The organism is Acetobacter malorum (assembly GCF_001580615.1).
Taxonomy (GTDB): Bacteria; Pseudomonadota; Alphaproteobacteria; order Acetobacterales; family Acetobacteraceae; genus Acetobacter; species Acetobacter malorum.
Genome location: NZ_LHZC01000023.1, coordinates 1 through 17,317 on the forward strand (window position 1 = coordinate 1; position 17,317 = coordinate 17,317).

At 59.3% G+C, this 17,317-nt stretch carries 15 protein-coding genes and 1 pseudogene; 12 read left to right on the top strand and 4 right to left on the bottom strand.

Annotated elements, in window-relative coordinates; all coding sequences use genetic code 11:
- The first annotated feature begins 357 nt into the window (after window positions 1–357).
- Genes AD930_RS00440 through spt form a run of 4 tightly spaced genes read left to right on the top strand, consistent with a single transcriptional unit; the run spans window position 358 to window position 4,753 of the window.
- Complete coding sequence (locus AD930_RS00440; protein ID WP_043550697.1) at window positions 358–1,488, top strand: hypothetical protein; 1,131 nt, start codon at window positions 358–360, stop codon at window positions 1,486–1,488.
- Window positions 1,488–3,263, top strand: coding sequence for a fatty acyl-AMP ligase (locus AD930_RS00445; RefSeq protein ID WP_043550695.1), 1,776 nt, complete (start codon window positions 1,488–1,490; stop codon window positions 3,261–3,263). Before AD930_RS00440 ends, AD930_RS00445 begins: the two co-directional genes overlap by 1 nt.
- 23 nt (window positions 3,264–3,286) lie before the next feature.
- On the top strand, window positions 3,287–3,538 hold the full coding sequence (locus AD930_RS00450) for an acyl carrier protein (RefSeq protein WP_025826965.1): 252 nt from the start codon (window positions 3,287–3,289) through the stop codon (window positions 3,536–3,538).
- 6 nt (window positions 3,539–3,544) lie between these two features.
- Window positions 3,545–4,753 carry a serine palmitoyltransferase gene (gene spt, locus AD930_RS00455; RefSeq protein ID WP_043550694.1) on the top strand — a complete coding sequence of 403 codons (1,209 nt, stop codon included), beginning with the start codon at window positions 3,545–3,547 and terminating at the stop codon, window positions 4,751–4,753.
- On the opposite strand, the gene AD930_RS00460 is transcribed toward spt, so the two are convergent.
- Window positions 4,750–5,736 carry a hypothetical protein gene (locus AD930_RS00460; RefSeq protein WP_244150439.1) on the bottom strand — a complete coding sequence of 329 codons (987 nt, stop codon included), beginning with the start codon at window positions 5,734–5,736 and terminating at the stop codon, window positions 4,750–4,752. The two genes, spt and AD930_RS00460, sit on opposite strands and share 4 nt — an antisense overlap.
- Window position 5,737: 1 nt before the next feature.
- Window positions 5,738–6,715: a diacylglycerol/lipid kinase family protein gene (locus tag AD930_RS00465; RefSeq protein WP_061504720.1), complete on the bottom strand. Its 978-nt coding sequence runs from the start codon at window positions 6,713–6,715 to the stop codon at window positions 5,738–5,740.
- Window positions 6,716–6,844: 129 nt separating this feature from the next.
- Here AD930_RS00465 and AD930_RS00470 point away from each other — a divergent pair, with 129 nt between their 5' ends.
- Genes AD930_RS00470 through AD930_RS00495 form a run of 6 tightly spaced genes read left to right on the top strand, consistent with a single transcriptional unit; the run spans window position 6,845 to window position 12,726 of the window.
- Window positions 6,845–7,744: a metallophosphoesterase family protein gene (locus AD930_RS00470; RefSeq protein WP_244150440.1), complete on the top strand. Its 900-nt coding sequence runs from the start codon at window positions 6,845–6,847 to the stop codon at window positions 7,742–7,744.
- Entirely contained in the window at window positions 7,741–8,958 is a 1,218-nt protein-coding gene (locus AD930_RS00475) for an LptF/LptG family permease (RefSeq protein WP_061504721.1), read from the top strand. Before AD930_RS00470 ends, AD930_RS00475 begins: the two co-directional genes overlap by 4 nt.
- Window positions 8,955–10,049 (top strand): LptF/LptG family permease, encoded by a 1,095-nt coding sequence (locus AD930_RS00480; RefSeq protein WP_043550687.1) that lies wholly within the window; start codon window positions 8,955–8,957, stop codon window positions 10,047–10,049. The genes AD930_RS00475 and AD930_RS00480 overlap by 4 nt, the downstream gene beginning before the upstream one ends.
- Window positions 10,046–10,849 carry a sterol desaturase family protein gene (locus tag AD930_RS00485; protein WP_061504722.1) on the top strand — a complete coding sequence of 268 codons (804 nt, stop codon included), beginning with the start codon at window positions 10,046–10,048 and terminating at the stop codon, window positions 10,847–10,849. Before AD930_RS00480 ends, AD930_RS00485 begins: the two co-directional genes overlap by 4 nt.
- Window positions 10,846–11,634 carry a nucleotidyltransferase family protein gene (locus AD930_RS00490; protein WP_061504723.1) on the top strand — a complete coding sequence of 263 codons (789 nt, stop codon included), beginning with the start codon at window positions 10,846–10,848 and terminating at the stop codon, window positions 11,632–11,634. Before AD930_RS00485 ends, AD930_RS00490 begins: the two co-directional genes overlap by 4 nt.
- Before the next feature lie 6 nt (window positions 11,635–11,640).
- Window positions 11,641–12,726, top strand: coding sequence for a glycosyltransferase family 4 protein (locus AD930_RS00495; RefSeq protein ID WP_061504724.1), 1,086 nt, complete (start codon window positions 11,641–11,643; stop codon window positions 12,724–12,726).
- Window positions 12,727–12,764: 38 nt separating this feature from the next.
- On the opposite strand, the gene AD930_RS00500 is transcribed toward AD930_RS00495, so the two are convergent.
- Window positions 12,765–13,436, bottom strand: coding sequence for an HAD family hydrolase (locus AD930_RS00500; protein ID WP_061504725.1), 672 nt, complete (start codon window positions 13,434–13,436; stop codon window positions 12,765–12,767).
- Window positions 13,437–13,546: 110 nt separating this feature from the next.
- Between AD930_RS00500 and glmU the strand changes: the two genes are divergently transcribed.
- Window positions 13,547–14,893: a bifunctional UDP-N-acetylglucosamine diphosphorylase/glucosamine-1-phosphate N-acetyltransferase GlmU gene (glmU, locus tag AD930_RS00505; RefSeq protein WP_061502840.1), complete on the top strand. Its 1,347-nt coding sequence runs from the start codon at window positions 13,547–13,549 to the stop codon at window positions 14,891–14,893.
- The gene (gene glmS / locus AD930_RS00510; RefSeq protein WP_061504726.1) at window positions 14,893–16,716 is read left to right on the top strand and encodes a glutamine--fructose-6-phosphate transaminase (isomerizing); all 1,824 of its coding nucleotides are present in this window, start codon (window positions 14,893–14,895) and stop codon (window positions 16,714–16,716) included. Before glmU ends, glmS begins: the two co-directional genes overlap by 1 nt.
- Window positions 16,717–16,813: 97 nt before the next feature.
- Here glmS and AD930_RS18020 read toward each other — a convergent pair.
- A pseudogene (locus AD930_RS18020) lies at window positions 16,814–17,317 on the bottom strand (DUF3108 domain-containing protein); the annotation flags it as partial.

Consider the following 17,317-nt stretch of genomic DNA (forward strand, 5'->3'; position numbering starts at 1 on the left):
CCAATTTTCAAAGGGATAGCCACCGCATTATCTTACCGACCACCCCGTAGGCCACTGGAATTGCGCTTTTTGGCCGGAGAACGCCCGTAATGAAGGAGAGCTGCAGGCCGTCTCCACGCCTCTTATATAAGAGGGTCATTCTATGATCCCCCTCCCCCCTCCTTCCTCACGTCCGCTCACGAAAAACCTGCTGTGTCGTCCCTGCCCCGCTTGAGGCGACCTTGACTATATGGAGCGCGCCACGATTTGTGCATGTGTGCAGGTTACTCTACCGCACAGAAACAGGTTGATGAGGCACCCGATGACGCAAGCAGACATGACGGATCATGCCTCAATACAAGAGGTGTTATTTCACTGATGCGCGTTCTTTTTCCCTACATCGCACAGCCGCACCAAACCTTGCATTCTCTGCCGATTGCAATGGAAATTGCCAGCAGACACCCTGAAACAGAAGTCCACATTGCCTGCGCTACGCAGGCCCATCTGGATTATGCTCAGTCCCTCGCGTCCTATTATCCGGAATCGAGAGCAAGCTTCGAGCTTCTGCACCTCCCGAACCTGATCCGGGAGCGTGTTGAACGCCACGGGCACACCGTTTTTTCCCGGTTTGCGAGCCTTTTCTTCAACAAGAAATATTTCTCTACGTTTCAGGGCATCGTCGTGCCTGAGCGTACTTCACTCTATTTAAGGAAGCTCGGCGTTCGCCAGCCACGCCTGATCTGGACCCGTCATGGGGCAGGAGATCGGGCCATTGGCTTTGCCCGTGACGTGAAGAACTTCGACTATGTTCTTATGGCGGGCAAAAAGGTCGAACAGCGGCTTCTGGCTCAGGGAGCCATTCGCCCCGGCCATTATCATACAGGCGTTTATGCCAAGTTTGATATGGTGCGCCGGATGCGGAGCACGAGCTCGCGTCTGTTCAACAACAACCGCCCGACCATTCTTTATAACCCACACTTCAATGCGCGCCTGTCTTCCTGGCCCAAAATGGGGCTGAACATTCTCAGCCATTTTGCCAATCAGGATCGTTACAACCTTATTTTTGCCCCGCATTACCGGCTGTTCGATAATCGCCGGGCCGAGGCAGCCCAACTCAAGCGGGCTTTTGGCGGCCACTCTCATATGATTGTGGATACAGGCAGCACCCGCAGCATTGATATGACCTATACCTCTGCGGCTGACCTGTATCTGGGGGATGCCAGTTCCCAGATTGCTGAGTTCCTTATTCACCCGCGCCCCTGCGTTTTCCTGAATGCGCACGACGTTGCCTGGCAGGGGGATGAGAACTACCGCTTCTGGACTCTTGGCCCCGTTCTTAACCAGCTGGAAACCTTCTCTGAAGACATTGAAGGCGCATTTTCTTCACATCATGCTTTCGTAAATCTCCAAAAAGACTATATACGCGACACGTTCGATCTCACGGGAGACGAACCAACCGCGCCGGTAGGGGCCGACGCTATTGTTGATTTTCTTCGAATGGCCAGCTGATGAACGTTATAAATCCTGCATCTTCACCTTCTAACGAAGAGGCCCTGCAGCCGGTTCCCACCGGTTCTGGTCAGCAGCGCCGTTATGGAGATTTTGCAACATTCCCCGAAGCGCTTGATTACGCTGCGCAGGGTGACGCTGGCTTTAATATCTATTCCGGCCGGGGCGTTCTGCTGGAAGCGCTGCCGTATCGCAAACTGCGTGAGCAGGCGATTGAAACCGGCCTGCGCCTTTTGGGGATGGGCCTTCAACCGGGTGACCGGGTTGCGATTGTCGCCGAGAGCGATGGCGATTTTGCCCGCATTTTCTTTGGCTGCCAGTATGCAGGTCTGGTTGCGGCTCCCCTCCCCCTGCCCGTCGCTTTTGCCGGGAAAGAAACCTACCTGACCACGCTGCGCGGTATGATTACCAGCGCCGGGGCCAGTGCGGTGATTATCCCCCAGATTATTGAAGGCTGGACCGACGATATCGTCAGCGGCATGGGACTGGCCTTTGCTGGCTCCCCCACTGAGCTGATGGAACGGCCTGTGCCGGACATGGCGCTGCCGAACATTCACCCGGAAGCCCTGTCTTATCTTCAGTTCTCATCCGGCAGCACCCGCTCCCCGATGGGGGTGTGTGTTAGTCAGCGTTCTGGCATGGCCAATGTGGCCGCCATTGCGCATGACGGTCTGTGTGTGCGGGAAACCGGTGACCGCTGCGTGTCCTGGCTACCGCTGTATCATGACATGGGACTGGTCGGCTTCTTCCTGACCCCCATGACCTGCCAGCTGACGGTTGATCTACTGCCGACCCGCGAATTTGCACGCCGCCCGCATGTCTGGCTGGACCTGATCAGCCGCAACCGTGGCACGATCGCTTACAGCCCGTCTTTCGGTTACGAGCTGTGCGCGCGCCGTCCGGCCTCTGCTGAACTGGATCTGTCCTGCTGGCGCGTGGCCGGCATTGGCGGTGACATGATCCGTCCGCACATTCTGAAAGAATTTGCTGAGCGGTTTGAAGCTGTGGGCTTTAACGCGAAAGCCTTTGTGGCCAGCTACGGCATGGCAGAAGCCACGCTTGCCATCAGCTTTGTGCCGCTGAATACCGGCATTGAGACCGATACGATTGATCTTCCGGCGCTGGAAAATGACGGCATTGCCCGTGCGGCGACGGACCCTTCCACCCCCACCAGAACTTTTGTGGTGTGCGGTAAGGTTCTGCCGGGCCACGAGCTGGAAGTGCGTAACCCGGAAGGGCATGTGCTGGGTGACCGCCAGACCGGCACCATTTTTGTGCGTGGCCCGAGCCTGATGAACGGCTACTTTCGTAAACCTGCCGACACAGCACAAGTGCTGGATGAGGACGGCTGGCTGAACACGGGTGACCTTGGTTACATGCTGAACGGCCAGATTGTTGTGACCGGCCGCGCCAAGGATCTGATTATCATCAATGGCCGGAATATCTGGCCGCAGGATCTGGAATGGTCTGCTGAAAGCCATATCCCTGCCCTGCGCAGCCGCGATGTGGCCGTGTTCTCTATGGAAAAGGGAGAGCATGAGGAAATTGTGGCCCTCATCCAGTGCCGCGTGACCTCCCCGGAAGCGCGTGAAGCCTTGCGCGCAGAAGCCGCCAGCCTCTTCCGCCGCCTGCATGGCGTGGATGTGTCTGTGGTTCTGGTGCCGCCGCATGCTCTGCCGCAGACCTCCTCCGGCAAACTGACACGCGCCAAAGCCCGCAAGATGTTCCAGACCGGCATGTTTGAACCGCAGCCTGAAGCAGCCTCTGCCTGCTGAGGCGGGAAAATAAGGATTTTAAAATGAGCGAAACCGTTGAAAGCGTGTCTGCGCTGATCATCCAGAAGCTTCTCGCCAATCCGAAAGTGCCGCGTGATATCGACGGCAACTGTAAGATCATGGACGATCTGGCCTTTGATTCTCTGGCGGTCATGAACTTTGTCATGGAAGTGGAAGACAGCATGGATGTCTCCGTTCCCCTCGACAAACTGGCTGATATCCGGACCATCAATGACCTTGCTGCCTGCGTTGTTGATCTGAAAAACAAAGGCTGAACACGCATGACGTCTATTTTTTCCAAATTTGACGGCATTGCAGGAGCTCTCGGCTCCCTGATGGAAGCAGGCGGACGGAACCCGTTCTCTGTGGTGATCGAAAAGCCTGTCTCTTCCACGGTTGGTATCATTGAAGGCCGCGAAACGCTGCTTTTTGGCACCAACAACTATCTGGGCCTGAGCCAGTCCCCCCGCGCGATCAAAGCCGCGCAGGAAGCCGCGGCAACCTGCGGTGTTGGCACAACCGGTTCCCGCATTGCCAACGGCACGCAGTCTCTGCACCGGCAGCTTGAGCGCCGAATTGCCGACTATTTTGGTCGCCGCGATGCAATGGTGTTCTCTACCGGGTATCAGGCCAATCTGGGCATGATTTCCACGCTGGCTGGAAAAGACGATTACCTCATTCTCGATGCAGACAGCCACGCCAGCATTTATGATGGCAGCCGCCTGAGCCCTGCGCAGGTAATCCGTTTCCGGCATAACGATGCGGATGACCTGTACAAGCGCCTGAAACGTCTGGATGGCACCCCCGGTGCAAAGCTGATTGTTGTGGAAGGTATTTATTCCATGACCGGCAATGTTCCGCCGATTGCCGAGATGGTCGCCGTCAAGCGTGAAACCGGCGCCTATCTGCTGGTTGACGAAGCCCACTCTTTTGGTGTGATGGGCGAACATGGCCGCGGCATTGCTGAACAGGCCGGGGTGGAAGCGGATGTGGACTTTATTGTCGGCACCTTCTCCAAAAGCCTTGGCACGGTTGGTGGATACTGTGTGTCCGACCATCCGGAACTGGAACTGGTGCGGCTGAACTGCCGCCCGTATATGTTCACAGCGTCTCTGCCGCCGGAAGTTATTGCTGCCACCATGGCCGCTCTGGAAGACATGGCAGAACATCCGGAACTGCGCACGCAGTTAATGGACAACGCGGCACGCCTGCATGCCGGGTTCCATGGCCTTGGCCTGAATGCCAGTAAGCAGGTCAGCCCAGTGATTGCTGTTACTCTGGAAGAAATCGGGCAGGCCATTGTAATGTGGAACCGCCTGCTGGACCTCGGGGTGTACGTCAACCTCAGCCTGCCGCCTGCAACGCCGGACTCTCGTCCGCTGCTGCGTTGCTCTGTGATGGCAACACACACTGCTGAGCAGATCGACAAAGCGATTGCGATCTTCAAGCAGGCTGCTCTGGACGCTAACGCTCTTCCGGCAGCCGCCTAAGAGCGTTTGAAAGCCCCCTTGCGCCAGAGCCGCCAGACTAACGGCGGTGCGGCCAGCAAGGGGTTCTTTTCTGCAAAAGGTGTCAGCGGCACCTTGATCCCGCTATGCCGCTCGATTTTCCACGCGGCATAACGAGCCCCTCCGGTAAATGTATAAGCTGCCTTCATCAGGCGCAGGATATTCAACGGACGCCCTATGCGACGCCGGACCTGCCATGCCTGCTCTTCCCGGAATTTCTGTGCGGATGAGATAAGCGGCCTGACCTCTTCTCCCACCACTTCATAAGGCAGCGCCGCCACTTGCCAGCATGGCAGCAGCAGGTCCCTGTAGCGCTCCTGATAGCTGGCGACGATCCCTGCCCCACGCCCTGCTTTTTCTACCCGAAGCTCTGTCTGATAGGTCTGGCGGTAGAGGGCGTTCCAGAAATCGTCCCGTTCGCCTTTTTCCGGACCGAGAAAGGCTGTCCAGCGAGCCGCCGTCATGGTGGCGCGCATCACGCAGCGGCGCAATGTCTGGGCGGCGGCGGCATCCCGTTGCCAGACAAGCCGCACAGGCTGAGAAAAGCGCGCCCAGACCGTCGTATCCAGCGCACTGAAGCCGGTCAGCCTGCGGAACTGGGCCAGCGTCAGGATGGCGACTTTGGCGCGCAGAGGCTGCCCCTCAACCGTCAGCTCGTGATATTCAACATTGGGAGGCAGGAGCGCATTGGCCAGACAGGCCAGTCGGCTGCGTGGCCAGTCGGATTGCTTGCGCACAATCACGTAAAAATCGAGCAGCGTGTCCGCCTGAATGCCCCCCCGCAGGCCAGACCCATAGAACAGCACGCCCAGCGGCTCCGCCATCCCCACCATCTGTTCCACAAAATCCAGCACAGCGGGGCTGACGCGTGTTGTCAGCTCCTGCCGGATCTGTTCATCCAGAAAGCGGGCGGCTTTGGCCTGTGTCGTGGCGGTATGCAGGTCAGGGCTCTGCTGGTTTACCATGTCATGCCTGTAGGAAAGAAAGGACCGGTCCTGCGGAAATTTCCAGACTTTGCGCCGGTCCTGTTTCCAGAACCTCACCATCCAGCACAAAAGACTGTTCCGTGTTGAGGAGAACCTGCCGGGCAGAACCGCTTGAATAGGTTGGGTCGGCCCGCAGCCATGCGGGGCTACGCCCGCGCAACAGGCTCCAGATGGCCCGCATCAGTTTTTTGGGATTTGCCGCAACATCCAGATAACTGATGCCTTCATCCGTGCCGTCCTTCCGCCAGAATGGCCAGATACCGTGCGGCAGGCAATGCAGGCTGGTACACAGGAACAGGAAACGGTTGTGCGCTTCCTGCTCGCCTCCGTTCAGACCAAGCCCGACCGGCGTTCCGTCCAGCCAGCTTTGCCGCAGGCGCGGCGTGATAATCTGCCGCAGGGTTTCTGCCAGCGTAATCAGCACGGCGGTATCATGCGCATAATTTTTCAGGATGGCGGGGGAATGGGCAATTTCGATTCCGCGTGTAAAAGCGCCAAGACCGCCAAAAAAGCCCAGAACAGGCGCACGATCCATCCCCGGCCAGGAGACAACCAGAGGCTGACGCTGCTTGATGTTTGATAACAAACGGTCTGAACGGGCTCGGTCCTGAAGCCGCTGCAAGGCTTCCTCCCCCCGCAGGCCAAACCCGACATCGGCTGCAATCAGATTGGTATTGCCGGATGGCAGCACGGCAATCATCGGCAGTTTGTCTTTGGGATAAGACGATACATACAGCGCGCTCAGCACATTGCCGACTGTGCCGTCCCCTCCGTCCACCACCAGACACCGCACGTCCTGCCGGGCCATGTCTTCTATGACGTCATGCAGCTCGGTCTGGGACTCTGGCGAGAAAAACAGCGGCCCCAGAGTGCGACGTGCGCCCTCCAGATAACGACTATCCGCCTTGAGATTGCGTCGGCTGCGGGAATTGTGAATCAAGGCGAAACGATCGGGCACTCGGAAACTCTTGCTTTTGCAGATACGGTGCCAGCGCTTTTGCTCCGGCTTGTCGCGGTGGTATAATTAGAGTCCGCCCGCTTGTCACATACTGTCCTGTCAGGCCCCCTGCGCCGGAGACCTTCTTTCTTGCCTTTTTTTCAGATTGCGCACCTGTCCGACCCCCATCTGCCGCTGGCGGAATTCCCGGCTCTGGATGAAATTCGCTTCAAGCGTATCCTCAGCCTGCTGTCCTGGACATTAAAACGCCGCCATCTGCATAAAGCCGCCCCGCTGGCACGGGTGATGGACGATATCCGGCAGCTTCAGCCCGAACTGGTGGCGCTGACGGGCGATCTGACCAACCTCGGCCTTCGCTCAGAATTTCGGCGTGCCCGCCGATGGCTGGAAGAGCAGGCTTTGCCCCCTACCCTGCTGGTGCCGGGTAACCATGATGCGCTAATCCGCCAGAATGCTACCGGAAAAGCAGCTCTGTGGGCGGAATGGCTAAAAACGGACGCCAGCTTTCCGTCTCTGCTGGTGAAAGACCACATCGCCCTGATTGGTGTGAACACCGCCGTGCCAACGCGCCCATTTTTTGCCTCGGGCAAAATGGGAGCCGCGCAGGCTGAACGCCTTCGTGCTCTTTTGCACAAAACCGGGCGAGAAGGACTGTGCCGCGTCGTGCTGATCCATCACCCACCCGTGGCAAAGCTGGTCAGCCGGCGCAAGGGGCTGGATGATCTGGCACTATTCCAGTCCATTCTGCGCGAGGCCGGGGCCGAACTAGTGCTGCACGGTCACTCGCACCGCGCGACTCTCGCCTGCATTCCGCACACGGATATTCCAGTTGTCGGCACGACCTCCGCCTCGCATAGTGCGGGCAGCCCGGCCACCGCAGCCGGATGGAACGCCATTGCCGTCCATCCGCAGGCCGGACACTGGTCAATTACCGTTCTGCGGCGGGAACTTGGAACGGATGGCATCATGCGCGATGGTTTGACGCGAGTGTTCACGCCCCATCGCCTTTCCCCGTCAATCCGGCTATGACACCCTCCATGCCGAACCCGCCCCTGTTGCGCCGACTGCAAGCGTTCTTCACTCCAGGCACTCTGGACCGCTATCTGATTGCGCAGGTCATACCACCCTTTCTGGTCGCCCTCTCCGTCGTGATGGCCGCCCTGCTGCTTGAGCGGCTGCTGGTGCTGTTCAATCTGCTGGCTGCGGGCAACAACCATCTGGGCGTTTTTGTTGAGCTGCTGACCACTCTGCTGCCGCATTATCTGGGGCTGGCTATCCCGGCAGCGCTCTGCGTGGGGGTGTTCTCCATTATCCGGCGCATGAGCCAGAACGAAGAGATTGACGCCATTACCAGCAGTGGCATTTCTCTGGTGCGCATTACGCGGCCCTATATTCTGATGGGGGCGTTGCTGAGCTTTCTCGCCTTCCTGCTGTATGGGTTTGTGCAGCCGCATGCACGGTATGACTTCCGGGCGACGTTCTACATGGCCAGCCACACCGGCTGGGCGCCCCGGCTGCAATCCAACATGTTTGCCAGCCCCTCCCCCACGCTGACCATTGTGGCGGATAACGTCACACAGGGCGGGTCCGACCTGCATGGGGTGTTTATCCGCGATACGTCTGACAATCAGGAACGCGATATTACCGCCCGGCACGGCCATATCCGGCTGGCTTCAGACAGTTCCGCCGTGGAAATTGATCTGGAAGATGGCACCATCCTGACGGACAACCGCAAGAGCGTGCCGACCCTCACCACCTTTGACCACGCTACACGCCTGCTGACCCGCGCCAACCATATCACCCCCTTCCGTGAACGCGGCGAGGATGAGCGTGAACTGACCTCCCCGGAGCTGGTCAGCAGGTTGATCCATCAGGACCCGTCTATCTCCCGCCCGCATATGCGCTCGGAAGTGCATTTCCGGCTGGCGCGCAGCCTGACGATTCCATTTATTCCTGCCCTGGCGGCTGCCCTTGCCATCATGCGCAAGCGGCAGAGGAGCAGTGCCGGGCTGGTGCTGGCTTTCATTATCATGGTGGGGTTCGACCATATGCTCCAGTTCGGGCACAGCATGGTCGCCACAAAAAAAGCCTCTCTGCTGATTATCTGGGGGCCTGCCCTTTTCTTTGTCGCGATGAGTTCTCTGCTGCTGCTGTATAAGTCCGGCACATTTCAGACTCTCAAAGCCCGGTGGACGAGCAAACGACGCGCTGGGGCGAAAAACAACCAGAAAGCCCTGCCTTGAAAACGCAGTCTCCCGCTCCGACCCACGTTCTCCTGCGCTACCTGTCCGGGGTGCTGTTCAGCCGTGTGATGTTCAGTTGCGCCATTCTGGTCGGGCTGATGGAAATTCTGGCTTTGCTGGAACAGACTACCCCCATTCTGCAACGGCATCTGGGCGTGTCCGGCATTCTGACCTATGCGGGCATGCGGCTGCCGTTTCTGATGGCGGGCGCTCTGCCGCTTGGTGTGCTGATTGGCGCACTGGTCATGCTCACGCAGATGACCCTCGCCAGCGAGATGGCCATTCTGCAAGCCTCCGGGCTTTCCATGTGGGGCCTCTACAAACGGCTCATTCCCGCAACGTTGCTGATTGGCGTGATGGGAGTGGTGCTGGATGATCAGGTCACACCGCGCTCCGAACAGGCTCTGGCCGCATGGTGGAACCGGACAGACCCCCACCCGGAAAACGGCCACGCCTTCTGGTTCCATGAAGGCGGGCGTATAGGCCGCGTGCAGTATGTGGCAGATGGCGGCAACATGCTTTCCGGCCTTGACCTTTACACACGCACACCAAATGGCCTGCTGCATAAAGCCCTGCATGCGGAACGTGCGGATTATACCCACGCGCATGGCTGGCAGCTGCATACCATCAGCGGCATTGAGGTTGATGGGAATAAAACGGCCCGCCTGCCGGTGGAGGCTGACACCGCGTGGCAGACCACCCTGCATCCGTGGGACTTCATCCGCCTTTCGGCTGAAAACCCGCCGCTTTCTTCCGGCACCATTATTGGCATGCTGCGCGGACGACTGCCGTCCGATTCCAGCCCCGGCTTCCTTCAGGCAGGCCTGCTGGAACGCTTCCTGCGCCCGGCGGCCATGATGGTATTGCTGTTGCTTGCCATGCCGGTAATCTATATTCCACCCCGAACAGGCACACGCAGTTGGGTCCCGGTCTGGTGTTTAGGGGCTGGTCTGCTCTTTATTATCGCGCAAGGGCTGTTACGGGCCATGGGCAATGCCGGACTTCTGCCCCCTCCCGTTGCGACCATCCCGGGATTGATCATTTTCACCCTGGGTGCAGCCACGGCGCTCCTGAGGAACGAGGCAAAATGAGCGGTACTCTGAATAATGCGACCATCCGCACAGGCCGGAGTTTTGATCTTGGTAAGATGAACCTCCGCCAGCTGTGGGTCGCCTATCTGACTTACCCGACCATCCTGCTGTATTTCGCGCTGATTATTGCCAGTGTTGCTCTGGCTACATATTTTTTTGCCGGATGGGGCCCGACCCTGATCTCCATTGTCGCGGTTATTCTGGTCTACCCGGTGGTCTGGTATCTGCTGCATCGCTACGTCCTGCATGGGCGCACGCTGTATAAAATGAAATGGACGGCCGCCCTGTGGAAGCGCATCCATTTTGACCACCATCAGGACCCGCATCTGCTGGACGTGCTGTTTGGCGCACCCGTCACCACACTGCCGACGATTGGCGCGATTACCATCCCCATCGGTTATCTGATTGGGGGATGGGGTGCTGCAGCCACCGCCTTTGGCACCGGTGTGACCATCACCTGCATCTATGAATTTTTCCACTGCATCCAGCATCTGAACTACAAGCCGCGTGCTGCGTGGATCCAACGGATGAAAGCGCGCCACGTGCTGCACCACTTCCATGATGAAGACGGCAACTTCGGCATTACCAGCTTTGTGGTGGATCGTATTTTTGGCAGCTACTATCTGGACGCCAAGGCTCGCCCACGCAGCCCGACGGTGTTCAATCTGGGCTATGACGTGAAGGAGGCGAAGCGCTTCCCATGGGTGATGGACCTGACGGGTTCTCCCCCGCGTGACCGGCCCGATGGCGCACGCCCGGAAGCCAAGCTGATGCGTGACAACACAAGACACGCTGCATGAACACGACTCACGGGGCGCTGTCCGCCCTTATTCTGGCGGGCACCCGCCCCGGTGCGCCAGACCCCATGGCGCAGGCTTATGGCGTTTCCCACAAAGCCATTCTGCCCGTAGGTGGCACCCCTATGGTGCTGCGCGTGATCCATGCCCTGCAAGCCACACCGGGCATTGGGCGAATTGCCGTTTGTATCGATAACCCCACCGTGCTGGATGGCCTGCTCCCCCCTGACATTGAGATCGTTCCCTCCAGTCCGAATGGCCCGAGCGCCAGCGTGCTGGCCGGGCTGACGCAGATGGGCACGCCCCTCCTCGTCACGACTGCGGATAATGCCTTGCTGCGTCCGGAATGGATCAGTGAGTTTCTGGCCAAATGCAGCCCGCAAACGGATGTTGCCGCTGCCGTGGCGCCGGAAGCCGTTGTGCTACGTGATGTGCCAGGCACACGCCGCACCTTTATCCGACTGGCCGATATGGCGTTTTCCGGCTGCAACCTGTTCCTGTTCCGCACGCCGGCCTCCTTGCAGGTGGCAGAGCTTTGGCAGCGTGTTGAAAAAAACCGCAAACATCCGCTACGGATTGCCTGGCTGCTTGGCCCCGGCATTCTGCTCCGCGCGGTGTGCAAGAAACTGACACGCGCTGCCTTGTGCAAGCGCATTGGTGCGCTAAGCGGTACAACGGCAGAACTGGTGCCGCTTTCAGACGGACGGGCTGCCGTGGATGTCGATAAACCGGCTGATCTGGAACTGACGGAAAAGCTGATTGCTGCCGACGCCGCAGCGAACGCCTGACCCGACATGCGCATTGCCTACATTATCAATTCGACCGAAGGCGGCGGTGCGGCGTTCCCCGTGCCAGCCATTACCAGCGTGTTTCGCAACGCCGGGCATGAAGTTGCTATCTTTGCACTGACGCGGCGTGATGGCCGGGCCATCAAACCGATGCAGGACGCGGGGCTGGATGTGCGGGTTCGGGACGGTGGCCGCAAAGACCATCTTGCCGCCCTGCTCTGGCTGAAACGCCAGATGGAGCTGTGGCAACCGACTCATCTGTGGACGTCCCTGACCCGCGCGACTCTGCTGGGGCAGATTATCGGCCAGATGCGGGGCATTCCCGTTGCAAGCTGGCAGCATTCCGCCCGGCTGCGCCCCCCAAACGGCACTTTACTGCGCTTGCGCCGGAATGCCTCCTGCCTCTGGGTAGGGGATTCGCAATACGTCACGGATATCACCCGGCAGCAACTCCATATCCCGGCGGACCGCCTGCTCTGCTGGCCGATTTTCCACGCGCGAGCCGATGCCCCGCAATCCCGGCCATGGCAGCAAGGGGAGCCGGTGCGCCTTGGTTCTCTCGGGCGGCTGCATCCGGTGAAAGGGTTTGATACGCTTTGCCTCGCACTGGCCCGGCTGCAGCAGGCGCAGCGCATTCCGCCGTTTCACCTGACTCTGGCAGGAGAAGGGGAGGAGCGCCCGGCGCTGGAAGCGCTCATTCGGGAAAACGGCCTGCAGGAGCATGTCTCCCTGCCCGGCTTTTGTGAGAATACCGGGCAGTTTCTGGCTGATCAGCATCTCTATCTTCAGCCGTCGCATTGGGAAGGTTTCTGCATGGCGGCCCATGAGGCGATGCAGGCAGGCCTGCCGGTGATTGCCTCTGCCGTTGGGGAGCTCACACACTCCATCCGTAATGGTCAAACCGGCTGGACCGTGCCTCCTAAAGACCCCGACGCACTGGCAACTGTCCTCGCAACAGCCCTCGCCCAGCCGGAGAAGCTGGCGGGCATGGGTCAGGCTGGACGTGAGTATGTCCTGACCCATTTTAGTGAAGAGGCCTTTACCCATGCTGGTGAGGCGGCCCTGCGCAAGCTTGCAGCCCTGACGACTTAATCAGCTTCCTCCTTCCCGACACGATGGGAAGTGATGCGCTACCCCAGCAACGCTGCAGCTTTTTCCGGAACCTCCGCCATACGTGCGGCACTGCCGTTTGCCTCTTTAGCGAACGCCGGATTTCCATACCCCCACGCCGCAAACAGGGAGCGTGCACTGGCTCCTTTTGCAGCCAGCAGATCGGGCATCATGTCCCCAATCATCACGGTGGAAGCCGGGTGCCCTCCGGCCAGCTCAATTGTGCCAAGCAAATGCGCCGGGTTGGGCTTTCTGACAGGAAAGCTGTCCCCGCCTCCTATGCTGGCGAAAAGAGACGTCAGCCCAAAATGATCAAGAATCTGCCGGGCCGCCGCTTCGGGCTTGTTCGTGCAGACCGCCAGTTGCCAGCCCTGCGCCCGTAGTGTCTCTAACGCATCCTCTGTGCCGGGAAACAGGCACGAAAGCCGCGTTGCACGAGGCATATAAAGCCTCAGAAACTGCTGAACAGTCTCATCCGGATTGATCCCGATCTGCCCGTGTGGATCCACTGTGCGAATCAGGGTCTCCACCAGCGCCTGCACACCATTGCCAATCATCCCTCGCACGACAGCATCCGAGACGGGTGGCAGGCCATGAGAGGCCAGAATTTCCCGCACGCAATCGGCAATGTCAGGCAGGGAGTCCAGCAAGGTGCCGTCCATATCAAAAACGGCCAGTCCTGACTGCGTCATCCGCTGTTATCCTTCTGTAAATTTTGGAAAAGTTTTATGATACACATATAACGTCTTTCCCCGGCCAGACGTTTGACACTTGCTTGAGCTTGGCTTACCGCAAGTGGATCATGACGTCTTCTCCCGCATCCCGTCCCGCCACTGCCGTCCTGCTTGCTGCCGGGCTTGGCACCCGTATGAAATCCTCTCGCCCAAAGGCCATGCAGCGTCTGGCAGGCAGGCCCATGCTGGCCCATCTGATTGCCAGCGCGGCAGAAGTTTTTGACCGGCTGGTTGTCGTTATCGGCCCGGAAATGGGCGATGTGGCTGAACTGGCTGCACCCTACCCGGTTGTCATCCAGCATGAACGACTGGGCACTGCACACGCAGCCTTGCAGGCGGAAGCCTATTTTGGGGACGGCGATGTGGCCGTTCTCTATGCTGATAACCCGCTGATTTCCGCAGAAACTCTCAGCCGCCTGCTAGAAGCACGGCACGCGCCGGATGTCGGACTGGCCCTTCTGGCCATGCGCCCTGCTGAGCCCGGCCGCTATGGCCGCGTCATTGCGCAGGACGGCCTTGTGGAACGGATTGTGGAATGGGCCGATGCCACGCCCGAAGAGCGCGCGGTTGATCTGTGCAATGCCGGCGTGCTGTGCGCGGATGCCACCACCTTCCGCCGCTGGCTGCACAGCGTGAAGAATGACAACGCCAAAGGCGAATTCTACCTGACAGATGTTGTCGATTGCGCCGTCGCTGACGGTGTGCGTGTCCATGCTGTGGAAGCGGCTGAAGATGAACTGCGCGGCATCAATTCCCGCATGGAACTGGCTGAAGCAGAAGCCGCTTTGCAAGACCGCCTGCGCCAGAAAGCCATGGAAAACGGTGTGACCCTAGTCGCACCGGAGACGGTGTTCTTCTGCGCAGACACCACATTGGCCCCGGATGTTCTGGTAGAGCCGCATGTGGTGTTTGGCCCCGGTGTGACTGTTGAAAGCGGCGCTGAAATCCGGGCCTTCAGCCATCTGGAAGGCTGCACCGTGCAGGCGGATGCCATTATCGGCCCGTATGCGCGCCTCCGCCCCGGCACCACCATTGGTACGGCAGCCCGCGTGGGTAATTTTGTGGAAGTGAAAAACACCACGCTGGGTGATGGCGCAAAAGCCAACCATCTGACCTATCTGGGCGATGCGTCTGTTGGCACCGGCTCCAATGTCGGGGCTGGCACCATTACCTGCAATTATGACGGGTTCTTCAAACACAAGACGACCATTGGAGACCGCGCTTTTGTTGGCTCCAATTCCATTCTGGTGGCCCCGGTCAGCATTGGCACCAATGCGCTGGTTGCAGCGGGCAGTGTGATTACCAAAGACGTGCCGGAAGACGCCATGGCCTTTGGCCGCCCCCGGCAGGAGAACAAGCCCGAACTGGGCAAGCGCTTCAAGGAAACCCTCAAAGCCCGAAAGGAAAACGGCTGATGTGTGGCATATGCGGCGTTGTCGGCCTGCGACACGCCACTCCGATTGTCTTTGAAGGTCTGCGCCGACTGGAATATCGCGGGTATGACTCCGCGGGCATTGCCACCCTGGTGGATGGGCGGGTTGAACGCCGCCGGGCTGCGGGCAAGCTGGATAATCTGGGCCGCCTTCTGGAAGAAAGCCCGCTGGGCGGCACCACAGGCATTGGCCACACCCGCTGGGCCACGCATGGCGCCCCTACGGCCTGCAATGCGCACCCGCATGGCACGGAACGCGTGGCGATTGTCCATAACGGCATTATTGAAAACTTTGAGGCGCTGCGCCGGGAGCTGGAAGCCGTCGGACAGGTTTTTCAGACGGAAACGGATAGCGAAACCATTGCGCTGATGGTGGATTACTATCTGACGCAGGGCCTTGCCCCGAAAGACGCCGCACTTAAAACCCTGAACCGGCTTGAAGGCGCTTACGCCGTCGCCATGATCTTCGCTGGCCATGAAGGCCTGATGATCGGCGCCTGCCACAGCGCGCCTCTGGCCGTCGGCTATGGCGACGGGGAAATGTTCCTGGGGTCTGACTCCCTTGCCCTCGCCCCGCTGACCCGCCGCATTACCTATATGGAAGATGGCGACTGCGTGGTGATTACCCCCGCGGGGGCGGACTTCATGCGGTTTGATGGCACGCCTGTCACGCGCAAAGAGCAGACAACGGCTCTGGCTGCTGGCTCCATCGGCAAAGATGGCTACCGCCATTACATGGAAAAAGAGCTGCACGAGCATCCGCTGGTTATCGGTCAGACACTCCAGCGCATGGTGGACCCGGCCAGCCGCCGCGTCATGCTGCCGGAGATGCCGTTTGATCTGGCATCCGTGCCACGTGCGGTTATTACCGCCTGTGGCTCAGCCTTTTATGCAGGCATGATTGGCCGCTACTGGCTGGAAGATATTGCCCGCCTGCCCGTGGATATCGATGTCGCCAGTGAGATGCGGTATCGCAACCCGCCCCTCACTGCCGGTTCTCTTGGCCTGCTTATCTCTCAGTCCGGTGAGACAGCCGATACGCTGGCCGCTTTGCGTAGCCTGCGGGAAAAAGCCGTCCATATCCTCTCCGTGCTCAATGTGGAGCACAGCACCATGGCGCGTGAGAGTGATGTTGTGTTAGGCACCGTGGCCGGGCCGGAAATTTCCGTAGCCTCCACCAAAGCCTTTACCGCGCAGCTGACGGTTCTGGCCTGCCTGACCATTGCCACCGCCCGCGCCCGTGGCACGCTGGATGCTCTGGGTGAGGAAGAACTGGTTTCCGCCCTGCTTGATCTGCCCAGCCGTGCCGCCGAAGTCTTTACGCAAGGTGCAGCTGTCCGCCGCATGGCGCAGATCGTGGCAGAAGCGCGGGATGTGCTCTATCTGGGCCGGGGCAGCATGTTCCCCGTCGCTATGGAAGGCGCGCTGAAGCTCAAAGAAATCACTTACATCCACGCGGAAGCCTATGCTGCTGGCGAGATGAAGCACGGGCCGATTTCCCTGATTGACCGGACTGTGCCGATTGTGGCCAGCGCGCCCTACACCCCGCTGTTTGATAAGACGCTCTCCAACCTGCAGGAAGCCAAGGCCCGCGGCGGTCGCCTGCTGGTCTTTACGGATACCAAAGGGGCTGAGCGCGTTTCCGCCATAGCAGAAGATATGGTTGTGCTGCCGCATGTGCATGATTTTGTGGCCCCTATTCTCCAAACCATTCCGGTGCAGATGCTGGCCTATGAAGTCGCGGTGCTGAAAGGCACGGATGTGGACCAGCCGCGCAACCTCGCAAAGTCTGTGACGGTCGAATAAGTCGACGTTCACATAGCTTTAGACGAGTCTGACAAAACGTGCGGCGCGCTGGCTTTGAGAAAATTCTCAGGCCCGCGCGCCGCACGTTTTTGTTTTTTCAGGTTGCCTGCTTCGGCGTCCCGTCCAGAAGAATGGTAATGCGGCCAAGTTTGGGGTGATCAATCTCCACCCGTACCGCGACAAAACCTGCGTCCCCTATTTTTTCAAACCAGGCGCGGCCTGGCTGCGGGTTCCGCAACTTGCTCTTCTCGCTGTTGAACTTGAAGCCTTCAGTCTGCTGCGCCACAAAATCACACCGCAGCGCATCTTCACCCCACTCTAACGGGCCGCCGGAAGGAAGGCGCTGTAAGCCCACCGGATGCATCGAGAGCGTGCTCAGACGCATGCCATCAAAGACTTTGGCCTGCCCGCTACAGGTCTGGGTTGTGCGCACCTGATGCAGCAAATTCATCAACGCCGCGAGGGTATCGATGGCCCCTTTTTTATCGGCGTCTGGCACAACTTCCCGATCTGGCTCTGCCGGATCAAGCAGGGTGACCACGGGCATCTTATCCCGGTAAGCCAGAGAGACATGGCGGTTCCGCCCACGGGACCAGCCAAC